We start from the raw sequence: 22,579 nt of genomic DNA, 5'->3' as shown, positions 1-22,579 counted from the left end.
AAAATACCACTTATTTCAATAGATTTGTAGCTGTACAACCGTAGCGTAATAACGAAGCAGATTATTAGCAGTTTAAATAGATAATATGATGGACCTGATACATCCCGAGGTGGAGCATTTTGCCGATCAAATGACATCTCTTCCTGATGCATTACTACAGGAAATTGAAAGAGCCACTTATGACAGCCATGATCAGCCTCACATGCTGAGTGGTCATGTGCAAGGCAGGGTGCTTTCACTGCTCAGCCAGATCAGACGGCCTAAATATATCCTAGAAATCGGCACTTTTACGGGTTACAGCGCGCTTTGCCTGGCCGAAGGGCTCAAAGAGGATGGCCAGCTGCATACCATTGAGCTCCGGGCCGCAGATGCCCAGCTGGCCCAGTCTTATTTTGACCGAAGTATTCATAAAAATAAAATATATTTGCATGAGGGGAATGCTAAAGAGATTATCCCCTCATTAAATTATCCTTGGGATCTTGTCTTTATCGATGCTGACAAACCAGGTTATATTGATTATTATGAACAGGTGATGGAAAGACTTAGTCCTGGTGGCATTATCCTGGCAGACAATGTGCTCTTTCACGGGCAGATATTTGAAGATCCGGTAAAGGGCAAAAGCGCCAAAGCCATTCAGGCTTTTAATCAGCATGTTGCAAAGGATACCAGGTCGGAGCAGGTGCTGCTTACCATTCGTGATGGGCTGTTAATGATTAAAAAAGTCAACGCTTAAAAATAAACAATGAAAAAGAGCGCCGGAGTATTCCTATGTATGTTGACGGTATCCATGCTGTCCATATCTGTTGCCTGGTCACAGAGCCGCAGTCCTCAGGTAGAGGCTTATATTCAGCGATATGAAACGCTGGCTGTCTCAGAAATGATGCGCACCGGTGTACCGGCCTCCATTACACTGGCGCAGGCTATTTTGGAATCTGGCTGTGGCCAGAGCACGCTTGCTAAAAATTCCAATAATCATTTTGGTATTAAATGTAAAACGGAGTGGACGGGGGAGAAAACTTACCATGACGACGATAGAAAAGCAGAATGCTTCCGAGTATATAACAGCGTAGAAGACTCCTACAAGGATCACTCCGATTTTCTGAAAAACCGGCCTTATTATACAGACTTATTCAGGCTCAGTCAAACTGACTATAAAGGCTGGGCTTATGGGCTAAAAAAAGACGGCTATGCAACGGAAAAAGACTATCCTCAAAACCTGATTAAACTCATAGAGACCTATAATCTGGAAAATTATACCGATCTGGCCATCAGTAAAATGAAAAATAACCAGGACGGTGCGGGAATTATCCCGGGTAGTAACATTGCCTTAAATGACCAAAATAACGCCAATCTTGGTCAGCCTGCTGCCCCTGGCAGAAGCCTGACGTCCACCGCATCCGAAAACACGGATAACAATACACAAAAGGCACTAGCAGCAGTCAATAATTCAGATAACTTAAGGCAAAACAATTCAGGCGCACCCGCCATGCGGGTAGCGCAGACCACCGTTCGGCCACCTAGTTACCCAGTAGCGCCCTTTAAAATCAATCACACCAAAGTGGTATTTGCGCCAAAAGGGATGTCGCTCATGGCACTGGCATCCAAAAACAATATTAATTTTCATAAGCTGCTTACCTTAAATGATCTGGGACCTACCGCCGTATTATCCCCAGGTCAATTGATCTTTTTGGAAAAAAGACCCAAAAAAGGAGAAAAAGAGTACGTGATCAGCAAATATGGGCAATCGCTCAAAGAAATTGCGGCAGGACAGGGTGTTGCCTTAAAAAGCCTGGTCAGTTATAACAAAACAGCCGCCGAATTACCTTTGGCAGCTGGTCAGAAAGTTTATTTACGCGGTAAGGCACCAGCAGCCCTGAAGACTTTGTCCAAATAAATTGGATGGAAAGCAGCAAACAGTAGCCAATAAGCGGCCACTTAAAATATCCATTATTATAGTACGCATAGATAAATAAATAGACAAACAACAATACTTCCATATTAATATCATTACAAGCATGGCAAACTCCATACAGATACACGGTAAAAATTTTGTTCCTTATTTATCCGAGACAGCCATCAAGGAGAAAATAAAGGAGATGGCGGCTGCCATCTCTAAAGATTATGCGGGTAAAAGGCCGCTTTTTATCGGCATTCTCAATGGTGCTTTTATGTTTGCCAGTGACCTTTTTAAGGAATTGACTATTGAAGCGGAAATCTCATTTATCAAACTGGCCTCTTATTCTGGTACAAAATCTACTGGAAAAGTGCTTACAGCCATTGGCCTGGATGCGGATATCAATGGCAGGCATGTTATCATTATTGAAGATATCGTGGATACCGGTAAGACGCTCAGTAGTTTTTTGCCACAACTCGAACACCAGGGTCCTGCATCTATTAAACTAGCTGCCCTATTGACGAAACCAGAAGCTAGAACCCATCCCATTACTATCGATTATCTGTGCTTTACCATACCCAATAAATTTGTGGTAGGGTATGGCTTGGATTATGATAGCCTGGGACGGAATTTAAAGGAGATCTATCAGTTAAAAGAGGAGTAAGGGTAAATACTGCACTTCCATCCATTCCCATTGTGCCTTGTACTTCTATGTCATTTGGAAATTGAACTTGATATTTAAAATTCATATCCTTTGATTTTAGCGGAAAAAATAGATATTCCTCAATATACAATTTATTTAGACAGACAGAATATGGTTTAAGGATCCTATTTAAATCAGCCGTCAACGGAGATTCTTGGAGCAATGACGCAAATTTTGAAATAGAAATATTTTTAATACTTCTGTTATATTTTAAAATTGACTGACTGTTAAGGTAGTTTGTTAACCCGCTGGCACATACCATTCGGATACTAAACGATTTTAGTCTACTAAGATTAAATTGTTTAGAAGCAGTATCTAAAATAAGGTGTAGTTCTTTTATAAAATTACTATAAGTAATAAGTTTTACGTCCCGATTATCTTCAGGTACTTCTACCACTTTTGCCGAATCATAAATAGATGTTGGTTCGGTTCTCTCTTCATTAAAAGAATATTCACACTTTATTGCAATATTTTTATCTAATTTATCCAAAATTATGCGGCAATAGAATGAAGAAGTGTCTTGATTATTCAAAACATAGTATTCCTTTTTTATATAGTTTGGATCACTGGTATAATCCGACACATTACGAATTTTGACTACAGTATCATTTGTAGTGTCGCCCATTGGCGTCTTCTTAATAGAATTGTCATTTTTATTACTTCCACATCTAAAGATGAATACTGAAAGTAAAATGATAAAAAAGAGCTTCATACTTTTAAACTGTTACCAATATGATATTGTTAATTCAGGATAGAGATAGAATTTATGAGCAAAAAGAAATCGTTCCGATGATTATTTTTCACAACGCTACAGCATTGGGGGTTGTAACTGAAAAGACTTCTATTGTTTTTAAGGCGTTATTACAACCGCGTTCACTGAGTTGGCGGTAATAAAGGATTTCTGACATTACCTAAAGGTCACACGCATTCGCAAAAACGCCCGCAACAAAATGGAAAACCAAATGGTTGCGGGCGTTTTAAGCTTTTGGAAATAGTATCGAGTCTTCTTTACCAGATATTGATATTAAATCCGGTTCTGATAATGGCCGTGGGGCGGGAGCGGAGTGTTCCACCCTCATCATAATAGCTTTCCCGGTAAGGTGAGTTCTTATTGTTTAAAAAATCCATCCCCACACTGAAAAAGAAGCTGGACTGCCCAAATATACGGTTGGTATAACCAATGGCACCGATCAGACTGGGCGCTGAGGCGTTTTGCCTGTCGCTTTTTACGCCGTCTGGACTGATATAACGGGAACTCACCAGGTTTTCCTCAAATGAGCCTTCAAAAAACAGAAAATCAACCGGATAGACTCTGGCAAAAGGCGCTACTCCCAGATTCCAGGTCCGCCATTTACCTCCATTATAATAATCTTTACTATAATTGTACACTGCATTAAAACCAAGACCCACATCCACAAAAGGACTCAAAGAATAACCGATGGAAGGATTGATACCAAAGGCACCACCGCCATCCCCAAAAGAAGCAATAAAGTTGCCACCTACAAAATAATGGCGCAACTTAGGTGGCTTTTGCTGGCCGTATTGAGTCGCCGGCTGAATAGCATAATCATCTGCACTATCACTGTAGCCATTATCATTTTGATACTGGGCAAAACTGGCAGTAGTTAGAAAACCAAAACTTAGTAACAATATTAACTTAGGCGCCTTTTTGAGCTGTCTTCTGCAAAATTGTTTCATGATCAGTTACTTTTTAAAATGGCAGGTAAAATCCCTTATCAAAGATCAAAGATTTTACCTGCATTAAGAATATTATTTGGATCAAATGCTCTTTTTATACCACGCATCAGATTTAACTGTGCCTCATTAAAGATAATAGGCATATACTTTTTCTGAATCAGGCCAATGCCGTGTTCTCCACTTATGGTGCCACCCAGGCTATGGACCAGTTTAAACAAATCCTCCAATACCGCCGTCATTTCTGGATTTTCAAAACTATTGGGCTGGCCTTCCTTATTGATCCGGATATGCAGGTTGCCATCTCCGGAGTGACCATAACAGACCACTTTGAAGTCATGTTGCGCACCCAGGGCTTTAACACCTTTAATGAGTTTAGGCAACTCGGCTCTTGGCACAACCGTATCTTCTTCGATGGTATAACCTTTCATTTTAACTGCTTCTGCCACCCGGCGACGTAGTTTCCAGAGCTCTTCTTTTTGCTGGGCATCTTCGGCAAAAAAGATCTCGCCGGCTTCATAATCTGCGAGTAAGACAGAGATTTCCTCCATTTCCTGCATGAGCACATCCATATTGTTGCCATCGACTTCAATAATCAGATGCGCCTCAATATCATCGGACACGGGCAGGCTGTGACTATCCACCATTTCACTGACGATTTTAAGCGCGTTGATTTCGACCAGTTCCAGTGCACTAGGGGTAAATCCGGCCCTAAAAATAGCGCTCACCGCCTCACTGGCTTTTTCTACACTGGCAAAAGGAGCCAGCATCAGTAAATCATATTTAGGCAGTGGAATGAGTTTTAAAACAATCTTGGTGACAATCCCCAGGGTACCTTCACTGCCAACCAAGAGCTGGGTCAGGTTATATCCGGTAGAGTTCTTCAGTACATTAGAACCAGTCCAGATAATTTCCCCGGTTGGCAAAACCACTTCCAGATTCAAGACATAATCTTTTACCACACCGTATTTAACGGCCTTTGGTCCGCCGCTGTTCTCGGCGATATTCCCACCGATAAAACAAGAGCCTTTACTACTAGGATCGGGGGGATAGAACAGATTCTTTTCTTTTACCGCATCCTGCAATACCTCGGTGATCACACCAGGTTCAGTGGTTACCTGCAGGTTGCGCTCATCAATGGACAGGATTTTATTGAGTCTTTCTGTAGAAAGTAGTACACCCCCTAAATTAGGTAAGGCGCCGCCACTAAGTCCTGTACCGCCTCCTCTTGGGGTAACCGGTATTTTATGGGTATTGCACAGTCGCATAATCTGGCTGATCTGCTCAGTGGTTTCTGGTTTTAAGACTACCCAGGGAAGATATAATAATCTTTCTGTCTCGTCATGTCCGTAGTTGGATCTTGACGCTTCATCTGTCAGCACATTATTTGCGCCAACGACAGCGGTGAAGGCCTCCAGTAGTTCAGGAGAAATCATGATAATTAAATTGCTTTTTAGAATTTTTGTTTATGAGATGATGATTTTATTTGCTGCTGCTTATGATGATCTTGATGATGATGATGATAATAATAATGGTCGTAATTACGATATAATAAGTGCCCCTTCAATGAATGGCCTTATATTGATTATCCACCAAACAAAACATCCCGCATTGAATAGATGCCTTTTCTATCTGAGAGAAACTCAGCAGCTAAAACAGCACCTGAGGCAAATCCTTTGCGGTTATGTGCGGTATGCTTGATTTCAATATCGTCGATATCACTGCTATAAGTTACCACGTGCGTTCCAGGTGCCGGATCTATTCTTTTAGAGATAATAGACAGCTCTTCAGGGTTACTTGCGCTTTGATTCACCCAGTTCTTTTTGCGGTCAAGATTTTCCAGAATCTGACCAGCCAGGCTGATAGCCGTTCCAGAAGGCGCATCCTTTTTCTGGGTATGATGGATTTCTTCCATACTGACATCATAGGAAGGATAGTCTTCCATCAGTCTTGCCAGGTATTTATTGACCTCAAAAAACAGATTCACGCCAATAGAGTAGTTGCTGCTGTATAAAAAGGCACCGTCTTTTTCTTTGACCGCGACTTCTACTTCACTTAATCGGTCCAGCCAGCCAGTGGAACCAGAGACAACGGGTACGCCGTTTTCAATACACTTTATAATATTTTCAAAAGCGGTCTCAGGGCCGGTAAACTCAATGGCCACATCTGCCATTTTTATAGCTTCCGGGGTAAAATCAGCGGTATTGTCAATATTTATTTTAAGGACGATCTCATGGCCTTTTGCCACGGCAATTTGTTCAATCGCTTGTCCCATTTTACCATACCCAATTAATGCAATTTTCATATAAACCTAATTTTCTGTTTTTATTTTTAAGGAGACTGGTTTTCTTCTGGTTTTTCGATAAGCCCTATCTGCCTGCATAATCTTTATCTTTATCTTTATCTTTATACTGGCGTATTACTACGTGCGACACAGTTTAATATTTAATTTCCTTTACCCTTTATCCTTTACAGTTTACCTTTATTTCAATGAAAAACTAAGACCAATGCCTGGTATTCTTGCATATTGAAAATAAACCGGTCTAACCTGCATACTGATATCATCCGTAACATTAAATCCGTGCAGATGACCAAATACCGTTGCATCCGCAATCTGCAATCCCCAACCAAGTAAAGCGGCCACAATGGAATAATCCCGGTACTGTCTGAACGTATTTCTATAGCTTTGTATGGTAGACAAATAATTGGTCACATAATTTCCACCTACCTTTTTATAACTGTTATATGCATCCTGAAACTTTTGTTCCAACTGAGCAAATTTAGCCGCATTCAGTTTGCCTTTACCGCCAGAGATCACCGGCATTTCTTCAAAAACCACATTGTAGGCTTGTCTGGCTGCATTGTATTCCTTACTATTGTCTATATAAAGATAAATGGGAATACCCACGGCGGCCACTGCAAGTGGCACCTTCCAGTATTCATGATTATAGGCCTGTCCCCATCCTGGCAAAATCAAGGAGCGGATCGTAGCGCCCTTTGGTGTATGCTCTTTGCTACCTGGCAGTTTCAAAGAAAAAGGCAGCAAAGCCCGCTTAAGGGTGCTGTCCGGTTTTGGGGCTGTACTGTCCTGATCATTATTAGCGTTACCTAATGGACTTTTCCCCAAAGTATCAGATAAAGCTCGACTTGTCATAGGCACTTCAACCGCTTTATGCAGGGAATCAACTGCGGGGCCTTTGCCAAAAGTAGCGGTATCTTTATCTACGGACTGCGCAATGACGCCAGAGGGAAACCACAGCAACATACCACTTATAACTACAAAAACTGTAGCGGCCTTTATTATAATTGTCTTTGCTTTTGTCACTTTATTTTTCGCTACTGCTGCTACTGCTACAACTACTGGAATACCTGCTGTCACGGTTATTTTCGCTGCATCTACACCGATCCATTTGCCCATCTGTATGATGATATTACTGCTTCCAAGTTAATTAACTGCCTAAACTTCTGATCCTACTACTAACCGATCTGAACATTCATCGTATCCAGTAGTTTGTTTAACTCCTGTAAGGAATAATATTCGATCAAAATACTGCCGTTGCCCTTTTTGCTATGGGCTAGTTTGACCTTGGTCCCAAAATGTGAGGCTAATTGATCCTCGATCTTTTTATAGGCGGGCGGTAAACCGGCAGCAGCGGTAGCCGCTTTAGGCTTGGCGTCCGAACTGCCTTCATTTTGCATTTGACGAACCAACGCTTCCGTTTGTCTTACACTGAGCCCCTTTTCCTTAATTTCCTTAAAGGCGTATAACTGCTTATCTACCAGATCCAGGCTGATGAGCGCCCTGGCATGCCCCATGGAGATGATGCCAAAACGGACCGCCAGCTGGACATCGGGTGGCAGTTTGAGCAGCCGGATATAATTGGCCACTGTACTTCTTTCCTTACCCATTCGTTCAGCTACCTGTTCCTGAGTATAGCCCAGTTCATCCATCATTCTTTGATAACTCAGACTGATTTCAATGGCATTCAGGTCCTCACGCTGGAGATTTTCCAACAGCGCCAGTTCCAGGATTTCCCCATCATCCGCATTTCTGATATATACCGGTACATCTTTCAGACCAGCGATTTTCGCCGCCCTAAAACGCCTTTCACCGGCTATCAGCCGGTACGTACCACTAGCTAGCTTGCTCACCGTCAGTGGCTGGATAATATCATGAATGGTAATGGAAGCGGCTAATTCTTTCAAGGCTTTTTCATCAAAATCATTTCTGGGATTTCTGGGATTCACCTCAATGGACTCTACCGGTATCCTGAGCGAAGTAGTGGCTTCTTCCACCACTTTTGGATTCAGGTTACCAGAAGTTGTTTTAAGGTCCGCATGAATATTATCCAGCAAAGAACGAATGCCCTTTCCAAGGGCTTCTTTGCCTTGTTTGGGTTTTGCTTTTGCATTAGGATTTAGATTCAGACCAGTCTTCGCTTTTGATGTTGCCATGCCTTTAAATTATAATGTTCCGGATTTCAAGGGTTTAGGGTTATCTTACAGCAAAACCGCCCTTGGCGGTCTGAGGCTGTCTGGCAGCTGATGTAAGTACCATACTATTTAATAATTTTTTTCTTTTGCGGGATCTTCGTCATGTTGTTTTTCTGTAATACTTCCTTGGCCAGGTTCAGGTAATTGACGGCCCCTTTGGAATCAGAATCATATAAAACGACAGGTTTTCCAAAACTAGGTGCTTCGCTAAGCCGGGTATTTCTGTGAATAATGGTATCAAATACCAATTCATCAAAATGGCGGCGCACCTCACTGACGACCTGATTGCTCAACCTTAGCCGTCCGTCATACATCGTCATCAAAATCCCTTCAATTTCCAGATCAGGATTCAACCTGTTTTGTACGATCTTAATGGTATTGAGCAGTTTGCCCAAGCCTTCGAGTGCAAAAAACTCACACTGAACCGGTACCACGACACTATTTGCCGCCACCAGTGAATTGACAGTGATCAGTCCCAGGGAAGGAGAACAATCTATAATGATAAAATCATATTGATCCGCTACTGGTTCCAGTACCTTTTTTAACACATTTTCTCTGTTGGGCGAGTTGATCATCTCAATTTCCGCACCCACTAGGTCAATATGTGATGGAATCAAGTCTAAAAAGGGAACGTCACTTTTAAGAATTACCTCACTTGCAGGTGTCTCATTGACCATTACGTCATACAGACTGGTGGTAATATTATGCAGATCAAAGCCGATCCCGGTCGTACTATTGGCCTGCGGATCCGCATCAATCAATAATGTCTTGAATTCAAGCACAGCAAAGCTGGCTGCTAGGTTTATAGCGGTGGTGGTCTTACCGACACCGCCTTTTTGATTGGCTACGCCAATGATTCTTGCCATATATTATAAAAATAAATTTATCCGCTTCAAAGATAGTATTTCTGGTCGGAGTTTTAGAATTCTAATTAGTGATTTTATTTAGTAAAATCAGGCGTTCCACGTGAATCATCTGCCGCGTGGAACATGCTAAACCTCTATGGCCTTGCCAGGTTCCGGTAACAGCAGGGTTTTACCCGCCTGCTGAAACAAATCCAGGGCCGCCTGGGTATCTATTTTGATGATATCAAAGGTATTATAGTGTACGCCAACGATTTTATCACATTTAATAAAATCAGAAGCGATTACAGCGTCTGCCGCATCCATGGTATAATTTCCGCCAATGGGCAAAATAGCAAAATCCAAAATAGACCAATAAGGAATCAGCTGCATATCCATCGTAAGGGCCGTATCTCCGGCAATATACAAATTGCCTTCAGCGGTATTTATAACAAATCCCAAAGGGTTACCGCCATAGCTGCCATCAGGCAGTCCTGATGAATGAATGGCGTTTACCCCGCGGAGTTTCCCGAACTCAAAATCTATAAAACCACCCTGATTTATGGGATGCACATTTTTTATGCCTTTGGTTTCCAACCAGTCAGCAATTTCTGCATTCGCGATGACCTTTGCGCCCGTTCTGCCAGCTATCGCTATTAAATCAGCTACATGGTCTCCGTGTCCATGCGTCACCAAAATAAAATCCGCTGGAATATGGTCAGGGTCAATCCCTGCAGCAGCAGGGTTGCCAGTAATATAGGGATCTACAAGTATATGTTTATTATTAATTACCAGCGAAAAGCTGGCATGGCCGTAATAGGTGAGTTGCATATGATTGAATTTTAATAGATATTTATTGACTCAGGTTAGCAAATATAATTTTTGTACCGGATTTCGCCCAGTGTTTCACAATGTTTCACAGAACATTTGCCCAAAAAAATGATTATAACATTTTAGGGATGGTTTTTCTGACGGGAAGCCCCTAAATTTGATAGACCGACAGGGAATGTCCCTTAAAATGAACCAGATGTATAGATTTTTACATGTCAGGATCATCCTGGCCTTACTTATAATCATAGTTGACACCTATCTTTATTTTGTTTTACGCTTTATAACCAAAAATTATGGTCCCAAAACAAGGCTGACGGTTTTCTCCATTCATTGGGGGATCAGTATCATTAGCATCATCAGTCTGTTTTTCCTGGGAGCTGTCCAGGAAGATATACGTCGGTACCTGATTACTATTCTGGTAGGATTCTGGTAGCCAAACTCTTGACCCTGGTTATTTTATTAATTGATGAGACCAGGCGCGGGCTTTTTTGGACGGTACGCCGGTTGACACCGGCTAAATCTACCGCCGTTAATGACCTGCAGGATAAAATCCCCCGGTCTACCTTTTTAGTGTGGCTGGGTATGATCTTCGGTGGTGGCTTTCTGGGCGTATTTATGTATGGGATGACCAATAAATACAACTACCGGGTCAGACGTCTCCGGTTAAAGTTTAAAAATTTCCCGGATAGCTTCAGGGGCCTTAAAATCGTGCAACTCAGCGATATACATAGTGGTAGTTTTTCCAACAAACCGGCCGTGAGCAGAGGCGTGGATATGGTACTGAATGAAAAGCCAGATATGATTCTTTTTACCGGAGATCTGGTCAATGACAAAGCCATTGAAATGGACAATTATAAGGATCTTTTCAGTCGCATAAAGGCCCCCATGGGGGTTTATAGCACCTTAGGCAACCACGATTATGGGGATTATGCCCATTGGGACTCCCCTCAGGAAAAGGCAGCTAATCTGGAGGCCCTGAAAAAGGTTCATGCAGATATGGGCTGGCGACTAATGATGAATGAACACAAGATATTTGAGAAAAACGGTGAAAAATTTGCCCTGTTAGGCATCGAGAACTGGGGGCCAAGGGTCATTTCCCAAAATACGGCCGGTTGGACCTGGCTTATCCGGGAACAGAAAATATCCCATTTAAATTATTAATGAGCCATGATCCCAGTCATTGGGACGCCGAAATCCGGCCTAAATACGGCAAGATCGATCTGACCTTAGCCGGGCATACCCACGGGATGCAGTTCGGCGTGGAACTACCGCACTTTAAATGGAGCCCGATTCAATATATTTATAAACAATGGGCCGGACTCTATAAAGAAGGTAGTCAGTACTTATATGTCAACAGAGGTTATGGTTTTCTGGGCTATCCTGGAAGGGTAGGGATACTGCCAGAAATCACGGTGCTTGAGTTTGTATAAGTAAGCGCCCCCAAAAAGGTAGGCAAGCATAAAAATAAATAGTCTTAATTTTACCAATAACTTTAAACTTAACTTTACTGGCACCTGAAAACCCTTGCGACGGGCAAAATCAATCGAAATTGCGTACACAAACAAATATTCAGCAGGAAAGAACAAGCGTTAATACCCTATAAAAAGATCATATAAGAAAAAAGTACAAACACAAATAAAAACTTTACTAAGATGAAAAAACAACCGGCAAAATCAGGCCAATACACCCTACTGAAAATAGCCATCCTGTCTTTGGTGGCACTTGCTTTTATGGCCATCACACAAAAAGCCAAGGCGCAAGTAAAAGTATATACGATTAAGGATGTGAAAACGGTGACCATTAACCAACCACCACCAATCCAAAAAAACCTAAAGACAACTGCTCCCCCACGGCCGAGCAGATTATGACAGCAGCCAAGGCTAAGGCCGCTAGTGAGCACAAAAACGTTTTGATCATTTTCCATGCCTCCTGGTGCGGTTGGTGTAAAAAGATGGATGCCAGCATTGAGGATCCTAGCTGCAAGGCCTATTTTGATAAAAACTATGTCATCCAGCATTTGACCGTTATGGAAAACGGCGCAAATGTCAGTCTGGAAAATCCTGGCGCACAGAAAATGTTGGAAGATTATGGCGGGGGCCAGTCCGGCATTCCCTATTGGCTCATTTTCTCCCCGGATGGCAAACTACTGGCCGACTCCAAATTTCACAGTGATGATCCGGAAGACAAGGCCAATAACCAGAATATGGGCTGCCCCGCTCAGCCCGCAGAGGTTGACTATTTTATTCAGGTGCTAAAAAAGACCTCTACTATGTCTAACAGTGAAGCGGCAGCTGTCAAAGCCCGTTTTTTGAAAAACAATCCGACTAAATCTTAAAATTCGACTAAATCCCAAGCCGATTTTAGTTAAATGTCCCCAACCTTCTGGAATAAATCAAAAGGGCAATAATTGTTTGCGACCCAGCAAAAGGTCTTACCTTTGCCAGGCTATAGACCCGCGCTATCGCGGCCGGCTTTTCTTATTGAAAACGACCGGTCGAGGAAAGTCCGGACAGCATAGAGCAGCTTACCGGTGAAATACCGGGGTCAGGTTGACTGATCACAGCCAGCACCACAGAAAATAACCGCCCGCCTAGTCCTCTTTTTGGGGGGCCAAAGCAGGTAAGGGTGAAAACGTACGGTAAGCGCGTACGGGAAGCATTAGCAATAATGTTTTCGGGTAAGCCTTAAGCGCTGCAATGTCACATATAGTCGGGGTAGAGAGCGGCTCGCTCGATGTTTTGTTCTTTAGGGAACCATCACAACCTGATGGGGTAGGCAGCTACATCAAAACAGTAATGTTTTGGGCAGATAAATGATAGTGTAGAAACAGAATCCGGCTTACGAGGTATATAGCAATTTTTAGATTTAGATTTAAGTTTAGATTTTAAAAACAAACCCTGCGTCTTTTTAAAGAAGGCTTAACGGCCCCTTTAAAAAGACGCAGGGTTTATGCTTACATGCTGTTCTAATGTGAGCAGGGGCGTGTTGCAAGAAGCGGTGGAGGACAATCAGGTAATTAAATGCTAGACGGAACTGGTTGCAGGCTTTATGCCAGTTTAATAATCCTTCGCAATATTACGCCTAAAATGGGTAAAAAATGCTATTGGATAGATGAATTATGGCAAAAAAATAGCGTTGTTTTTTATCCATATTGCATTTGTATTTGCGTTTTTACAATTGGTACATCCATCAATATGCCCTCCAAGGATGCCGTCCTGCATCTTTTGATGGCATTAAGCGTTCTTAGCTGCCAGGGATTAAGATGACTCTTTTGCCGTATCTGTGACCAATATTTATTTAGAATATCCGCCACCTCATATTTGGGAACCATTATTACTGCAGATTGAAGACTAAATCAACCGGAGATACTTCTTTCTGGGCGGGGATGGATACCAGTTGAAGGTAAATTATGGTTGATTTAATGTCTGAATGTCCCATATATTGTTGGACGGAGGGCAAAGGTGTATGGTTTTCAACGAGTAAGGGGGCATAGCTGTGGCAACGTATGCGGAGACACATTTTTAGTAATCCCAGCAGCCTTAACGGCTGCCTTAAGCACCTGGTTGATTCCTGCAATAGGAATAGCACGACCAGAACATTTAAGAGCTTCAAATACAAATTTTTGGGGACTCCAATATGCAAGGTGTGTCTTTAACTTTCCAAGGACTCCTTTGCTGGTAGGAATGCACCGATCCTTGTTTCGCTTACTTTCCCGTACATGAAGCCTGGAGCGTTCAAAATAGGTGTCACCGACTTCCAGGGCAGGTACCTCACTGATACGTAAAGCACTCCATTGAAAATGGAGTGCTTTACACTACTGGTTATTATCCACATTATGTTAACACTCGCTTAGAAATACAAGAATACCAATTTTGTAGGCAGGCAGCTTTTTAAAGCGCATTTATCAATAAAAAATCCGCAAAATCAGCTCGCGAAAAAATGGGAATTTACTCCAAAAATAAAATAATCCTCTGTAATGCCCGCCACCAGTGCATTTTAGAAATGCTAAAAAACGGGAATTTTCTCCACCAATTTTTTTGGTAATTTTCTTGGTGATTCATTTCATTTTTCTCATCTTTGCATTAGAAATCAGTAGCGCTTGTAGCAGAAGAACTGTTTTAACAGGTTTAATATAATACAGCCGCTCTTTTCTAAAGTAAGTAATTAAGCTTTGCCGCTTTGCCAAAAAGCAAGCTCAATAAAGTAGTTTAAATAATCAATAAGGTGATACAGCAGGGTAATACAGCAGATGATTACCACTGTGTTGTTATAGGCATTTTATGCCTACTAGAAAATGAATGAATAGACAATGACTAAACCCTACATAAAAGGCTATAAGTTTCGCATCTACCCAAATAAGGAGCAGATGCGCTTTTTGGCCAATGTATTTGGCTGCAATCGCTTTGTCTATAATTACATGCTGGAATGGCATAATAAAGTATATAAGAACGAAAAAAGATGCCTGCACCTTAAGGAGATGAACGCTATGCTGCCTGTATTGAAAAAGCAGGAGGAAACCAAATGGTTGGGTGCAGTAATTGCTCAATCACTGCAGATGTCAGTTAAAGATTTAGAAAGTGCATTTAACCGCTATTTTAAAAAGGTCAGTGCGCACCCAACGTTTAAATCCAAATATGACAGGCAATGTTTTAAAATACCCCAAAACTTTAAATTTAAAGACGGTAAAATAAAGATACCTAAGCTTGATAGTTGGATCAAGGTGCATGTGAGCCGGGAGATAGAAGGAAAAATCCTGTACATGCACATTTCCAAAACACCTACGGATAAATATTATGTATCTCTTACTGTAGCAGGTACAAAAAAAACATTTGAGAAGACCGGTAAACAGGCTGGAATTGATTTGGGCATCAAAGAGGCGGTTATCTTATCAGATGGGACCATATACAAAAATATTAAAGCATTTAAATCACTTGAGAAAAAGCTTGCCTATGAACAAAGACAGCTTGCAAAGAAGCAAAAAGGAAGTAATTCCAGGCAACGCCAAAGAAAAAAGGTGGCGTTGCTTCATGAGCGGATAGAGAGTATGAGAAAGGATTTTATCAGCAAAATAACTACAGAGATTGTCAAGAACCATGACACTCTGTGTGTAGAAGACCTTGCTGTTGCAAATCTGATCAAAAATCATAAGTTGGCAAAATCCCTGGCGGATGTTTCCTTAGGTAGGATCCGTACAGAACTGAAGTATAAATGTGCATGGCATGACCGGGTCTATATTGAAATAGACCGGTACTATCCATCCAGTAAGACCTGCTCTGGCTGTGGCTGGATTAAGCAGGATCTGACCCTGGCTGACAGGTCGTGGACCTGTCAGTCTTGTGGAGCACATCATGATCGGGATATTAATGCTGCTAAAATATATTAGCCGAAGGCTTAAAAATAATATCCGGCTGCGGTACTCAGTCGGAGGGTAAACCCAAACAGGTGGAGGCGTCTTCGTTGGAAGAGTCTGTGAAGCCTGATAAACCGAAGGGGTAAGTTTAAGTGAAGATTAATCTTCGCTTAGCTACCTTTAGGTTTCGTACAATATATCATTGCCTATATTTTTCTTTGTCCGCTTCCGTAATGACCCTGATGACCCGGCAAGGATTTCCCAGCGCCAGAACTCCAGGCGGAATATCTTTACTCACCACACTGCCGGCACCAATAACGCTGTCATCTCCAATGGTAACACCTGGTAATACAGCTACCTGCGCCCCAAACCAAACATTACTTCCCACCGAGATCGGGTGGGCAAATTCCAGGCCTTGACTGCGACGCTCTTTGTCAAGCGGATGCCCGGCGCTGTAAAAGCCGCAGTTAGGTCCAATAAATACATGATCTCCAAAGCGAACTTTTGCACAGTCCAATATGACTAAATTGACGTTTGAATAAAAATAATCCCCAATTTCAATATTATAGCCGTAGTCGCAATAAAAAGGCTGTTCTATAACAGGGTCTTTACCCAGCCTTCCGATGAGTTGTTGCAAGATCTCTATACGCCCTAGTTTATCCACAGGGGCCACCTTATTAAAATTAAAACATAATTGCTTGGCGCGTAGTAATGCTGATTGCAACGTCGGATCCAGTGCAGCATTGTACAATTGGCCTGCTGCCAGTTTCTGCTTTTCAGTATCCAACGCTTTATCCATACACTTGTTTTTCCCCTGTTAGCTCAAATAGGCTTAAGTCAATGTTCCTTTTTACTGTAAAGCCCTTGGATTTAGACTAAAAAGGTAAACAATGTATCGTTTTTATTGAGCTCTGTGAATTTAATGTGGTGCTCATGCATCCGCTCAATTAACGGTGCATAATCTTCCTTGTTTAACAGTTCAATCCCTACAAGCGCCGTACCATGTTCTTTATTGGTTTTGTGCAGGTATTCAAAGCGGGCAATATCATCAGTGGGACCCAGCACCAAGTTTAAAAACTCCCTTAGTGCGCCTGGTCGCTGAGAAAACCCGATCAGAAAATAGTGTTTTAAGCCCTCATATTGTAAAGACAGCTCTTTGATCTCCGGCATTCGGTCAATATCATTGTTGCTGCCACTGACAATACAAACCACCTTTTTGCCTTTAATTTCTTCTTTAAAATCTTCCAATGCAGCAATGGAGAGCGCACCGGCGGGTTCCGCAACAATGGCATCTCTATTATACAGATCCAGGATCGTAGAGCAAATCCTGCCTTCCGGCACCGTTGTGGGTGTTCCTTGAATCTGCCTAAAAAGTTCCAGATTCAAATCACCAATCCTTTTAACGGCCGCGCCGTCCACAAACCGGTTAATGGAATCCAGTACCACGGGTTCACCTACCTTTAAGGCAGCTGTCAGCGATGCAGCCCCTTCCGGTTCAGCGCCAATAATTTTGGTCGCCGGGGAATGTTGTTTAAAATAAAGACCGACACCGCCAGCGAGGCCACCGCCGCCAACGGGTACAAATACATAATCAATATCCTTTTGATCTTCCAGGATCTCAATTGCGACTGTTCCCTGGCCTTCAATGATCTTCGCATGATTGAAAGGAGGAATAAAGGTCATATGGTGCTCCTTGGTATAAATTTTCGCCGCTGCAGCGCAATCATCAAAAGTATCGCCTGTCAATACGATTTCCAGATCCGGCCCACCGAACATTCTGGTTTGTGTTATTTTCTGTTTGGGAGTAATGCTGGGCATAAAAACAACCCCTTTAATGCCCAGTTTATGACAACTGAAGGCAAAGCCCTGGGCATGATTACCCGCGCTGGCACAAACAACACCTTTGGCACTAACTTCTGCCGGTAAGGTGCTGATCATATTATAAGCTCCGCGGATCTTATAGGAGCGCACTCTTTGCAGGTCTTCTCTTTTTAGATATACCTGACAGTTATATTTACTTGACAGCCCTTCATTGAGCTGCAATGGTGTTCTGTTTACAATAGGTTTAAGTCTGGCGGCCGCCCCTTCAAAATCGATTTCCATTATAAATGTATATTATATTTAATATTTTCTACTACTGACGATATTTTTGGTCAGTTAAGTGATTGCCTGGCTTTTGACCAAACACCTTATTGTCAAAACCAGCCAATCGTTTGCAAAATCCTGCTTCGATCTGTCTACCTGGGACAAATAGAAGGAAAATGGATACAACCGTTAAGCATTATATCTTTCTATCCATATTTATCCACAATGGCTGGCATAAAAAAAGCTGCCGCAGGTTCAATCAGTACGAATACTTCTACCTGATTTTTGCGGCAGCTTTCTATTATAAAACGAATAACAAGTCGCTTGTTATTAGTTATTTTCTGGTCTCAGACTTCTGACAGTCTTTCCAGCCTGCCATAATTCACTTTCACGCAGTTCTTTTAATTCTGCATCCAGTTTCTCACGGTAGTCTTTCTGACTGTTGGAGTCAATGGAACGCTGTGATTCTTTACCAGTAGCCACGCTTTCATAAAGTTCATTGAAAACAGGCAAAGTCGCATCACGGAATTTCTTCCACCAGTCCAGCGCGCCGCGCTGTGCTGTTGTAGAACAGTTGGCATACATCCAATCCATACCGTTTTCTGCAACCAGTGGCATCAGTGACTGTGTCAATTCTTCAACTGTTTCATTGAAGGCTTCAGAAGGCGTATGGCCTTTTTCGCGCAGAACCTGGTACTGCGCTGCGAAAACACCCTGGATACAACCCATCAGTGTGCCTCTTTCTCCGGTAAGATCACTAAATACTTCTTTTTTGAAGTCTGTCTCAAACAGGTAACCGCTACCCACTGCAATACCCAGTGCGATCACTCTATCCTGTGCTTTGCCGGTAGCATCCTGGAAAATAGCAAAAGAACTGTTCAGACCGCGGCCTTGCAAAAACATCCGGCGCAGTGATGTACCAGAACCCTTTGGAGCGACTAAGAACACGTCTACATCTGCTGGCGGGATAATACCTGTCTGTTCGTTAAAAGTAATACCAAAGCCATGAGAGAAATAAAGTGCCTTTCCAGCTGTCAAATGTTTTTTAACAGTAGGCCACAGTTCAATCTGGGCAGCATCGCTGAGCAGATAACAGATGATGGTCCCTTTTTCCAGTGCAGTCTCAATATCGAAAAGGGTCTCACCGGGCACAAATCCATCAGCTACTGCCTTATCCCAGCTTTTAGAGTCTTTACGCTGACCCACAATTACATTGATTCCATTATCTCTTTGGTTCAGCGCCTGTCCTGGCCCTTGTACACCATAACCGATAACGGCTACTGTTTCATTTTTCAGCACCTCTTGCGCTTTCGCCAGAGGAAATTCTTCGCGGGTTACCACATTTTCTTCAACACCGCCAAAGTTCAATTTTGCCATTGTTTGTTGTTTTTGTTTTCTGATTTAATTTTCTGATCTAAGTTTCTATTTAAGTTTCTATCTAAGTTCCTATTTAAAAATGCTTTCTATAAATATTATTTACTAAAGTACCTTTCTTTTGGAGTATAATGCATCATCAATAATTATCATTAAATATCCTTATCCGTACCAGCTCCCATCCTAAAATCTGTCTTCGCAAATCTTAGCGATGTCCAGCCAGACAAAATCCACTCAATTTAAATCGAATTTAAAGCGACTTCAGGACCTTGCATTTTAGCGCTTTTTACTGCCTCAGCCTGCTTCAATACTGCCTTTTGTGCCCTGGCAATCCCCAAATGAAGATTCTCATGGGCCAGGCAGCATACCAGTGTATTTTCCACACTGTCCATCGGAATCTGATAGGTATCCGTGGAGCAGGTCTGCCATTTCGTAAAGACCCCTGCCTGGATGTCCGCCTCAATTTGATCCAGACTGGTTACCAGCAGCTTTTTAATCTCGGCTACTTCTTCCAAAGTAGCGTTTACCTCTGGACGTGTTCCTTTGCCAAAGCGTCCCGGGAAGGGTAGGGTAAGCGCCGGCTTTACCTGACTGCGAATATAACAAAGTCCCAGTGTACTTACCAGAATATGACCCATATTCCAGATAATATTATTGTTAAAGCCTTCCGGCACCTCATTTAGCTGTTCTAAGGAAAGGTCCTCTATCATCCCTAGAAAAAGTGTCCTGGATCTGCGTAAATAAGCTAAACTGATCTCAGCGGCTGTTTGCATGATTGATTGTTTTTTATCGTAACCTCATTAGGGCTACATGGTAAATACTTCGTCCCTTTTATCAAGAAACTCATTTTCAATAACTTCTTGAGAAGGTTCATGCTGCTCAAATTCTTTTAATTTAGCATGGAACCCTTCACTGTCTTTAATAATGGCCACCCGGGCACTACGGACAAACTCAATCAGACCATAAGGTGCCAAGGCATTGAGCAGTCCATCGGTTTCCTCTCTGTGCCCCACCGTTTCAAAAACGGTATAATCGCTTCGGATAGCCACAGCCTGGGCCCCATATTCTCTGAGCAGCCGTTCTACTTTGGCTTTCTCAGAGATCACACTGGTCGGTACTTTGTACATGGCCAGTTCCTGCCAGACAATGTCCTCATTGACATTGTAATAGGATTTGAGCACTTCTACCTGTTTTTCTATCTGGCGATTGAGCTTGCTGACCACTTCCTCCACCTCCGCTATAACGATGGTAAAACGGGAGATGCCCTCAATCTCTGTAGGAGAGACGTTTAAGCTCTCTACATTGATTTTACGTCTGGAAAACATGATCGCAATGCGGCTGAGCAGCCCGATCTGGTTTTCCGTGAACACAGAAATTGTAAATTCTTTTTTCTGATGAGGGGCACTGCTGCTATCAGCAGCAGGTGCATATAATACGGATGCTTGATTTTTCATTGTTTTCTTTTTAACCCCGGTAAGACGTGTTGATGGACTTACCGGGTAACATTACAACTTAACTAATTTGACAAAACGCTTTGTGTCTCTCTCTTTCTGTCTGTGTGCTATTTAAGGCGGATTTCACTGACGCTACATCCCTGAGGCACCATCGGAAATACATTGTTTTCTTTACCCACCATCACTTCCAGTACATAAGCACCGTCATGATCCAGCATTTCTTTGAGTGCAGAGCGCAGATCTGCGCGCTGATCAATGCTTTTGCCCGGGATGCCATATCCTTCAGCTACCTTGATAAAGTCTGGTGAAGTGATATTGACAAAAGAATAGCGTTTGTCGTTAAAGAGTTGCTGCCACTGGCGCACCATTCCCAGAAAATGATTGTTTAAAATCAGGGTTTTAACGGCCGCACCAAATTGCATAATGGTACCAAACTCCTGAATCGTCATCTGTAGTCCTCCATCTCCGCAAATAGCGACAACGGTTCTGTCGGGTGCACCGTATTTAGCACCGATGGCTGCCGGAAGACCGAAGCCCATTGTGCCCAGCCCGCCGGAAGTAATATTACTGCGGGTCTTCTTAAAATCCGCATACCTGCAGGCCACCATCTGATGCTGTCCAACGTCCGTTACGATAATTGCCTCACCACCGGTTAGTTCATTGAGTATTTTAATTACTTCGCCCATGGACAAGACCTCTCCGGTTGGGTTGAGTTCGGGCTCGATGACTTCTTTGATTTCCTCCCTTTCGAGTTCACGGAATTTTTCCAGCCACTCTTTGTGTTCTTTTTGCTCCACTAATGCGGTCAGCATAGGCAGGGTCTCTTTACAGTCCCCCCAAACAGGAACTGTAACCGGAACGTTTTTACCAATTTCTGCCGGATCGATATCCAGGTGAATGATCTTTGCCTGTTTGGCATATTTATCCAGGCGGCCTGTTACCCGGTCATCGAAACGCATACCCACGGCGATCAGTACATCGCAATCGTTGGTCATTACATTTGGGGCGTAGTTGCCATGCATGCCTAACATACCCACATTTAGCGGATGGGTCGTTTCTACAGCACTTTCTCCTAAGATTGTCCAGGCCGAAGGCAGACCCGCCTTTTCAATAAAAGCTTTAAATTCTTTTTCTGCCGCCCCTAATATCACGCCCTGCCCAAAGATCACAAAAGGCTTTTTAGCCTCATTGATAAGCTTTGCTGCTTGTTCGACGTAAGATTTACGCACTTTGGGCGCCGGGCGGTAACTGCGGATATGCTCACAAGGTGTATAGCCTGTAAAATCAAATTTTTGCAGCTGTGCATTTTTGGTAATATCAATCAGCACCGGACCAGGCCTGCCGGTTCTGGCAATATGAAAGGCCTTGGCCAGTACCCCGGGAATTTCCGTGGCATCGGTTATCTGATAATTCCATTTGGTAACTGGCGCTGTAATATTAACTACGTCTGTTTCCTGAAAAGCATCGGTGCCCAACAGGTGTGCAAATACCTGACCGGTAATACATACGAGTGGTGTACTATCAATCATTGCATCGGCAACGCCGGTAATCAGGTTGGTGGCACCAGGACCGCTTGTTGCAAAGACGACGCCTACTTTACCAGAACTTCGGGCATATCCCTGGGCTGCATGAATGCCGCCCTGTTCATGGCGCACCAGGATGTGCTCCAGTTTATCATGATAATCATACAAGGCGTCGTAGATGGGCATGATCGCCCCTCCCGGATAGCCAAAGATGGTAGTTACCCCTTCTATCAGTAACCCTTCCAGTAGTGCCTGACTACCGGTAAGTGATCTGGATTTTTCCGTCTGGGGCTCGGCGGCTTCTTTAACTTCAAGCGTATCCATTTTAATACTT

25 protein-coding genes and 1 other RNA gene are annotated in these 22,579 nt (G+C 42.8%); 11 read left to right on the top strand and 15 right to left on the bottom strand.

Going from position 1 to position 22,579, the window contains the following annotated elements:
• The first annotated feature begins 85 nt into the window (after positions 1-85).
• From FSB73_RS17550 to hpt, 3 genes are all read left to right on the top strand, one after another.
• Complete coding sequence (locus FSB73_RS17550; protein WP_225974125.1) at positions 86-733, top strand: O-methyltransferase; 648 nt, start codon at positions 86-88, stop codon at positions 731-733.
• Between the two features lie 9 nt (positions 734-742).
• The gene (locus tag FSB73_RS17545) at positions 743-1,894 is read left to right on the top strand and encodes a glucosaminidase domain-containing protein (RefSeq protein ID WP_225974124.1); all 1,152 of its coding nucleotides are present in this window, start codon (positions 743-745) and stop codon (positions 1,892-1,894) included.
• A 121-nt stretch (positions 1,895-2,015) separates the two neighbouring features.
• On the top strand, positions 2,016-2,558 hold the full coding sequence (gene hpt / locus FSB73_RS17540; protein WP_146785149.1) for a hypoxanthine phosphoribosyltransferase: 543 nt from the start codon (positions 2,016-2,018) through the stop codon (positions 2,556-2,558).
• Here the strand turns inward: hpt and FSB73_RS17535 are convergent.
• A complete protein-coding gene (locus tag FSB73_RS17535) occupies positions 2,464-3,222 on the bottom strand; it encodes a hypothetical protein (protein WP_146785147.1) in 759 nt (252 codons plus the stop codon). The two genes, hpt and FSB73_RS17535, sit on opposite strands and share 95 nt — an antisense overlap.
• Positions 3,223-3,329: 107 nt before the next feature.
• On the opposite strand from FSB73_RS17535, the gene FSB73_RS23350 reads away from it, so the two are divergent.
• Positions 3,330-3,488, top strand: coding sequence for a hypothetical protein (locus FSB73_RS23350; RefSeq protein WP_158639592.1), 159 nt, complete (start codon positions 3,330-3,332; stop codon positions 3,486-3,488).
• A 117-nt stretch (positions 3,489-3,605) separates the two neighbouring features.
• Here FSB73_RS23350 and FSB73_RS17530 read toward each other — a convergent pair whose 3' ends face one another.
• From FSB73_RS17530 to FSB73_RS17500, 7 genes are all read right to left on the bottom strand, one after another.
• Entirely contained in the window at positions 3,606-4,295 is a 690-nt protein-coding gene (locus FSB73_RS17530) for a hypothetical protein (RefSeq protein ID WP_146785145.1), read from the bottom strand.
• Between the two features lie 38 nt (positions 4,296-4,333).
• Positions 4,334-5,728, bottom strand: a complete 1,395-nt coding sequence (locus FSB73_RS17525) for an FAD-binding oxidoreductase (protein WP_146785143.1) — start codon at positions 5,726-5,728, stop codon at positions 4,334-4,336.
• Positions 5,729-5,877: 149 nt separating this feature from the next.
• Positions 5,878-6,597: a 4-hydroxy-tetrahydrodipicolinate reductase gene (dapB, locus tag FSB73_RS17520; RefSeq protein ID WP_146785141.1), complete on the bottom strand. Its 720-nt coding sequence runs from the start codon at positions 6,595-6,597 to the stop codon at positions 5,878-5,880.
• Positions 6,598-6,774: 177 nt separating this feature from the next.
• The gene (locus FSB73_RS17515; RefSeq protein WP_146785140.1) at positions 6,775-7,710 is read right to left on the bottom strand and encodes a DUF5683 domain-containing protein; all 936 of its coding nucleotides are present in this window, start codon (positions 7,708-7,710) and stop codon (positions 6,775-6,777) included.
• A gap of 59 nt (positions 7,711-7,769) precedes the next feature.
• Positions 7,770-8,747, bottom strand: a complete 978-nt coding sequence (locus tag FSB73_RS17510) for a ParB/RepB/Spo0J family partition protein (RefSeq protein WP_146785134.1) — start codon at positions 8,745-8,747, stop codon at positions 7,770-7,772.
• 104 nt (positions 8,748-8,851) lie between these two features.
• Positions 8,852-9,652: a ParA family protein gene (locus tag FSB73_RS17505; protein WP_146785132.1), complete on the bottom strand. Its 801-nt coding sequence runs from the start codon at positions 9,650-9,652 to the stop codon at positions 8,852-8,854.
• Between the two features lie 126 nt (positions 9,653-9,778).
• Entirely contained in the window at positions 9,779-10,459 is a 681-nt protein-coding gene (locus FSB73_RS17500) for a metal-dependent hydrolase (RefSeq protein WP_146785130.1), read from the bottom strand.
• 196 nt (positions 10,460-10,655) lie between these two features.
• Here FSB73_RS17500 and FSB73_RS25435 point away from each other — a divergent pair, with 196 nt between their 5' ends.
• The 6 genes from FSB73_RS25435 to rnpB all read left to right on the top strand — a co-directional run bounded on the left by FSB73_RS25435 (position 10,656) and on the right by rnpB (position 13,316).
• Entirely contained in the window at positions 10,656-10,892 is a 237-nt protein-coding gene (locus tag FSB73_RS25435; protein ID WP_225974123.1) for a hypothetical protein, read from the top strand.
• 8 nt (positions 10,893-10,900) lie between these two features.
• A complete protein-coding gene (locus FSB73_RS25430; RefSeq protein ID WP_225974122.1) occupies positions 10,901-11,620 on the top strand; it encodes a metallophosphoesterase in 720 nt (239 codons plus the stop codon).
• A complete protein-coding gene (locus FSB73_RS25425) occupies positions 11,620-11,889 on the top strand; it encodes a metallophosphoesterase family protein (RefSeq protein WP_225974121.1) in 270 nt (89 codons plus the stop codon). Before FSB73_RS25430 ends, FSB73_RS25425 begins: the two co-directional genes overlap by 1 nt.
• A gap of 222 nt (positions 11,890-12,111) precedes the next feature.
• Positions 12,112-12,327 (top strand): hypothetical protein, encoded by a 216-nt coding sequence (locus FSB73_RS17490; RefSeq protein ID WP_146785128.1) that lies wholly within the window; start codon positions 12,112-12,114, stop codon positions 12,325-12,327.
• A complete protein-coding gene (locus FSB73_RS17485) occupies positions 12,324-12,794 on the top strand; it encodes a thioredoxin family protein (RefSeq protein WP_146785126.1) in 471 nt (156 codons plus the stop codon). Before FSB73_RS17490 ends, FSB73_RS17485 begins: the two co-directional genes overlap by 4 nt.
• A gap of 110 nt (positions 12,795-12,904) precedes the next feature.
• Positions 12,905-13,316, top strand: an RNA gene (gene rnpB, locus FSB73_RS17480) — RNase P RNA component class A.
• 615 nt (positions 13,317-13,931) lie between these two features.
• Here the strand turns inward: rnpB and FSB73_RS27735 are convergent.
• Positions 13,932-14,237 carry a tyrosine-type recombinase/integrase gene (locus tag FSB73_RS27735; protein WP_146788544.1) on the bottom strand — a complete coding sequence of 102 codons (306 nt, stop codon included), beginning with the start codon at positions 14,235-14,237 and terminating at the stop codon, positions 13,932-13,934.
• A 531-nt stretch (positions 14,238-14,768) separates the two neighbouring features.
• Here FSB73_RS27735 and FSB73_RS17465 point away from each other — a divergent pair.
• Complete coding sequence (locus FSB73_RS17465) at positions 14,769-15,842, top strand: RNA-guided endonuclease TnpB family protein (protein WP_146785122.1); 1,074 nt, start codon at positions 14,769-14,771, stop codon at positions 15,840-15,842.
• A gap of 166 nt (positions 15,843-16,008) precedes the next feature.
• On the opposite strand, the gene FSB73_RS27315 is transcribed toward FSB73_RS17465, so the two are convergent.
• The 6 genes from FSB73_RS27315 to ilvB all read right to left on the bottom strand — a co-directional run bounded on the left by FSB73_RS27315 (position 16,009) and on the right by ilvB (position 22,569).
• The gene (locus FSB73_RS27315) at positions 16,009-16,608 is read right to left on the bottom strand and encodes a sugar O-acetyltransferase (protein WP_146785119.1); all 600 of its coding nucleotides are present in this window, start codon (positions 16,606-16,608) and stop codon (positions 16,009-16,011) included.
• A gap of 71 nt (positions 16,609-16,679) precedes the next feature.
• Entirely contained in the window at positions 16,680-17,912 is a 1,233-nt protein-coding gene (gene ilvA, locus FSB73_RS17455; protein WP_146785116.1) for a threonine ammonia-lyase IlvA, read from the bottom strand.
• Between the two features lie 312 nt (positions 17,913-18,224).
• Positions 18,225-19,271 carry a ketol-acid reductoisomerase gene (ilvC, locus tag FSB73_RS17450; RefSeq protein ID WP_146785113.1) on the bottom strand — a complete coding sequence of 349 codons (1,047 nt, stop codon included), beginning with the start codon at positions 19,269-19,271 and terminating at the stop codon, positions 18,225-18,227.
• A 236-nt stretch (positions 19,272-19,507) separates the two neighbouring features.
• Positions 19,508-20,041, bottom strand: a complete 534-nt coding sequence (locus tag FSB73_RS17445; protein ID WP_146785110.1) for a DinB family protein — start codon at positions 20,039-20,041, stop codon at positions 19,508-19,510.
• Positions 20,042-20,074: 33 nt separating this feature from the next.
• Positions 20,075-20,722: an acetolactate synthase small subunit gene (gene ilvN / locus FSB73_RS17440; protein WP_146785107.1), complete on the bottom strand. Its 648-nt coding sequence runs from the start codon at positions 20,720-20,722 to the stop codon at positions 20,075-20,077.
• Positions 20,723-20,829: 107 nt separating this feature from the next.
• The gene (gene ilvB / locus FSB73_RS17435) at positions 20,830-22,569 is read right to left on the bottom strand and encodes a biosynthetic-type acetolactate synthase large subunit (RefSeq protein ID WP_146785104.1); all 1,740 of its coding nucleotides are present in this window, start codon (positions 22,567-22,569) and stop codon (positions 20,830-20,832) included.
• Positions 22,570-22,579: the final 10 nt, after the last annotated feature.

Origin of the sequence: Arachidicoccus ginsenosidivorans (assembly GCF_007971385.1) — a bacterium.
GTDB lineage: Bacteria > Bacteroidota > Bacteroidia > Chitinophagales > Chitinophagaceae > Arachidicoccus > Arachidicoccus ginsenosidivorans.
The sequence above is the reverse complement of the archived record's forward strand: the minus strand, read 5'-3'. Positions and strand labels throughout refer to the sequence as shown.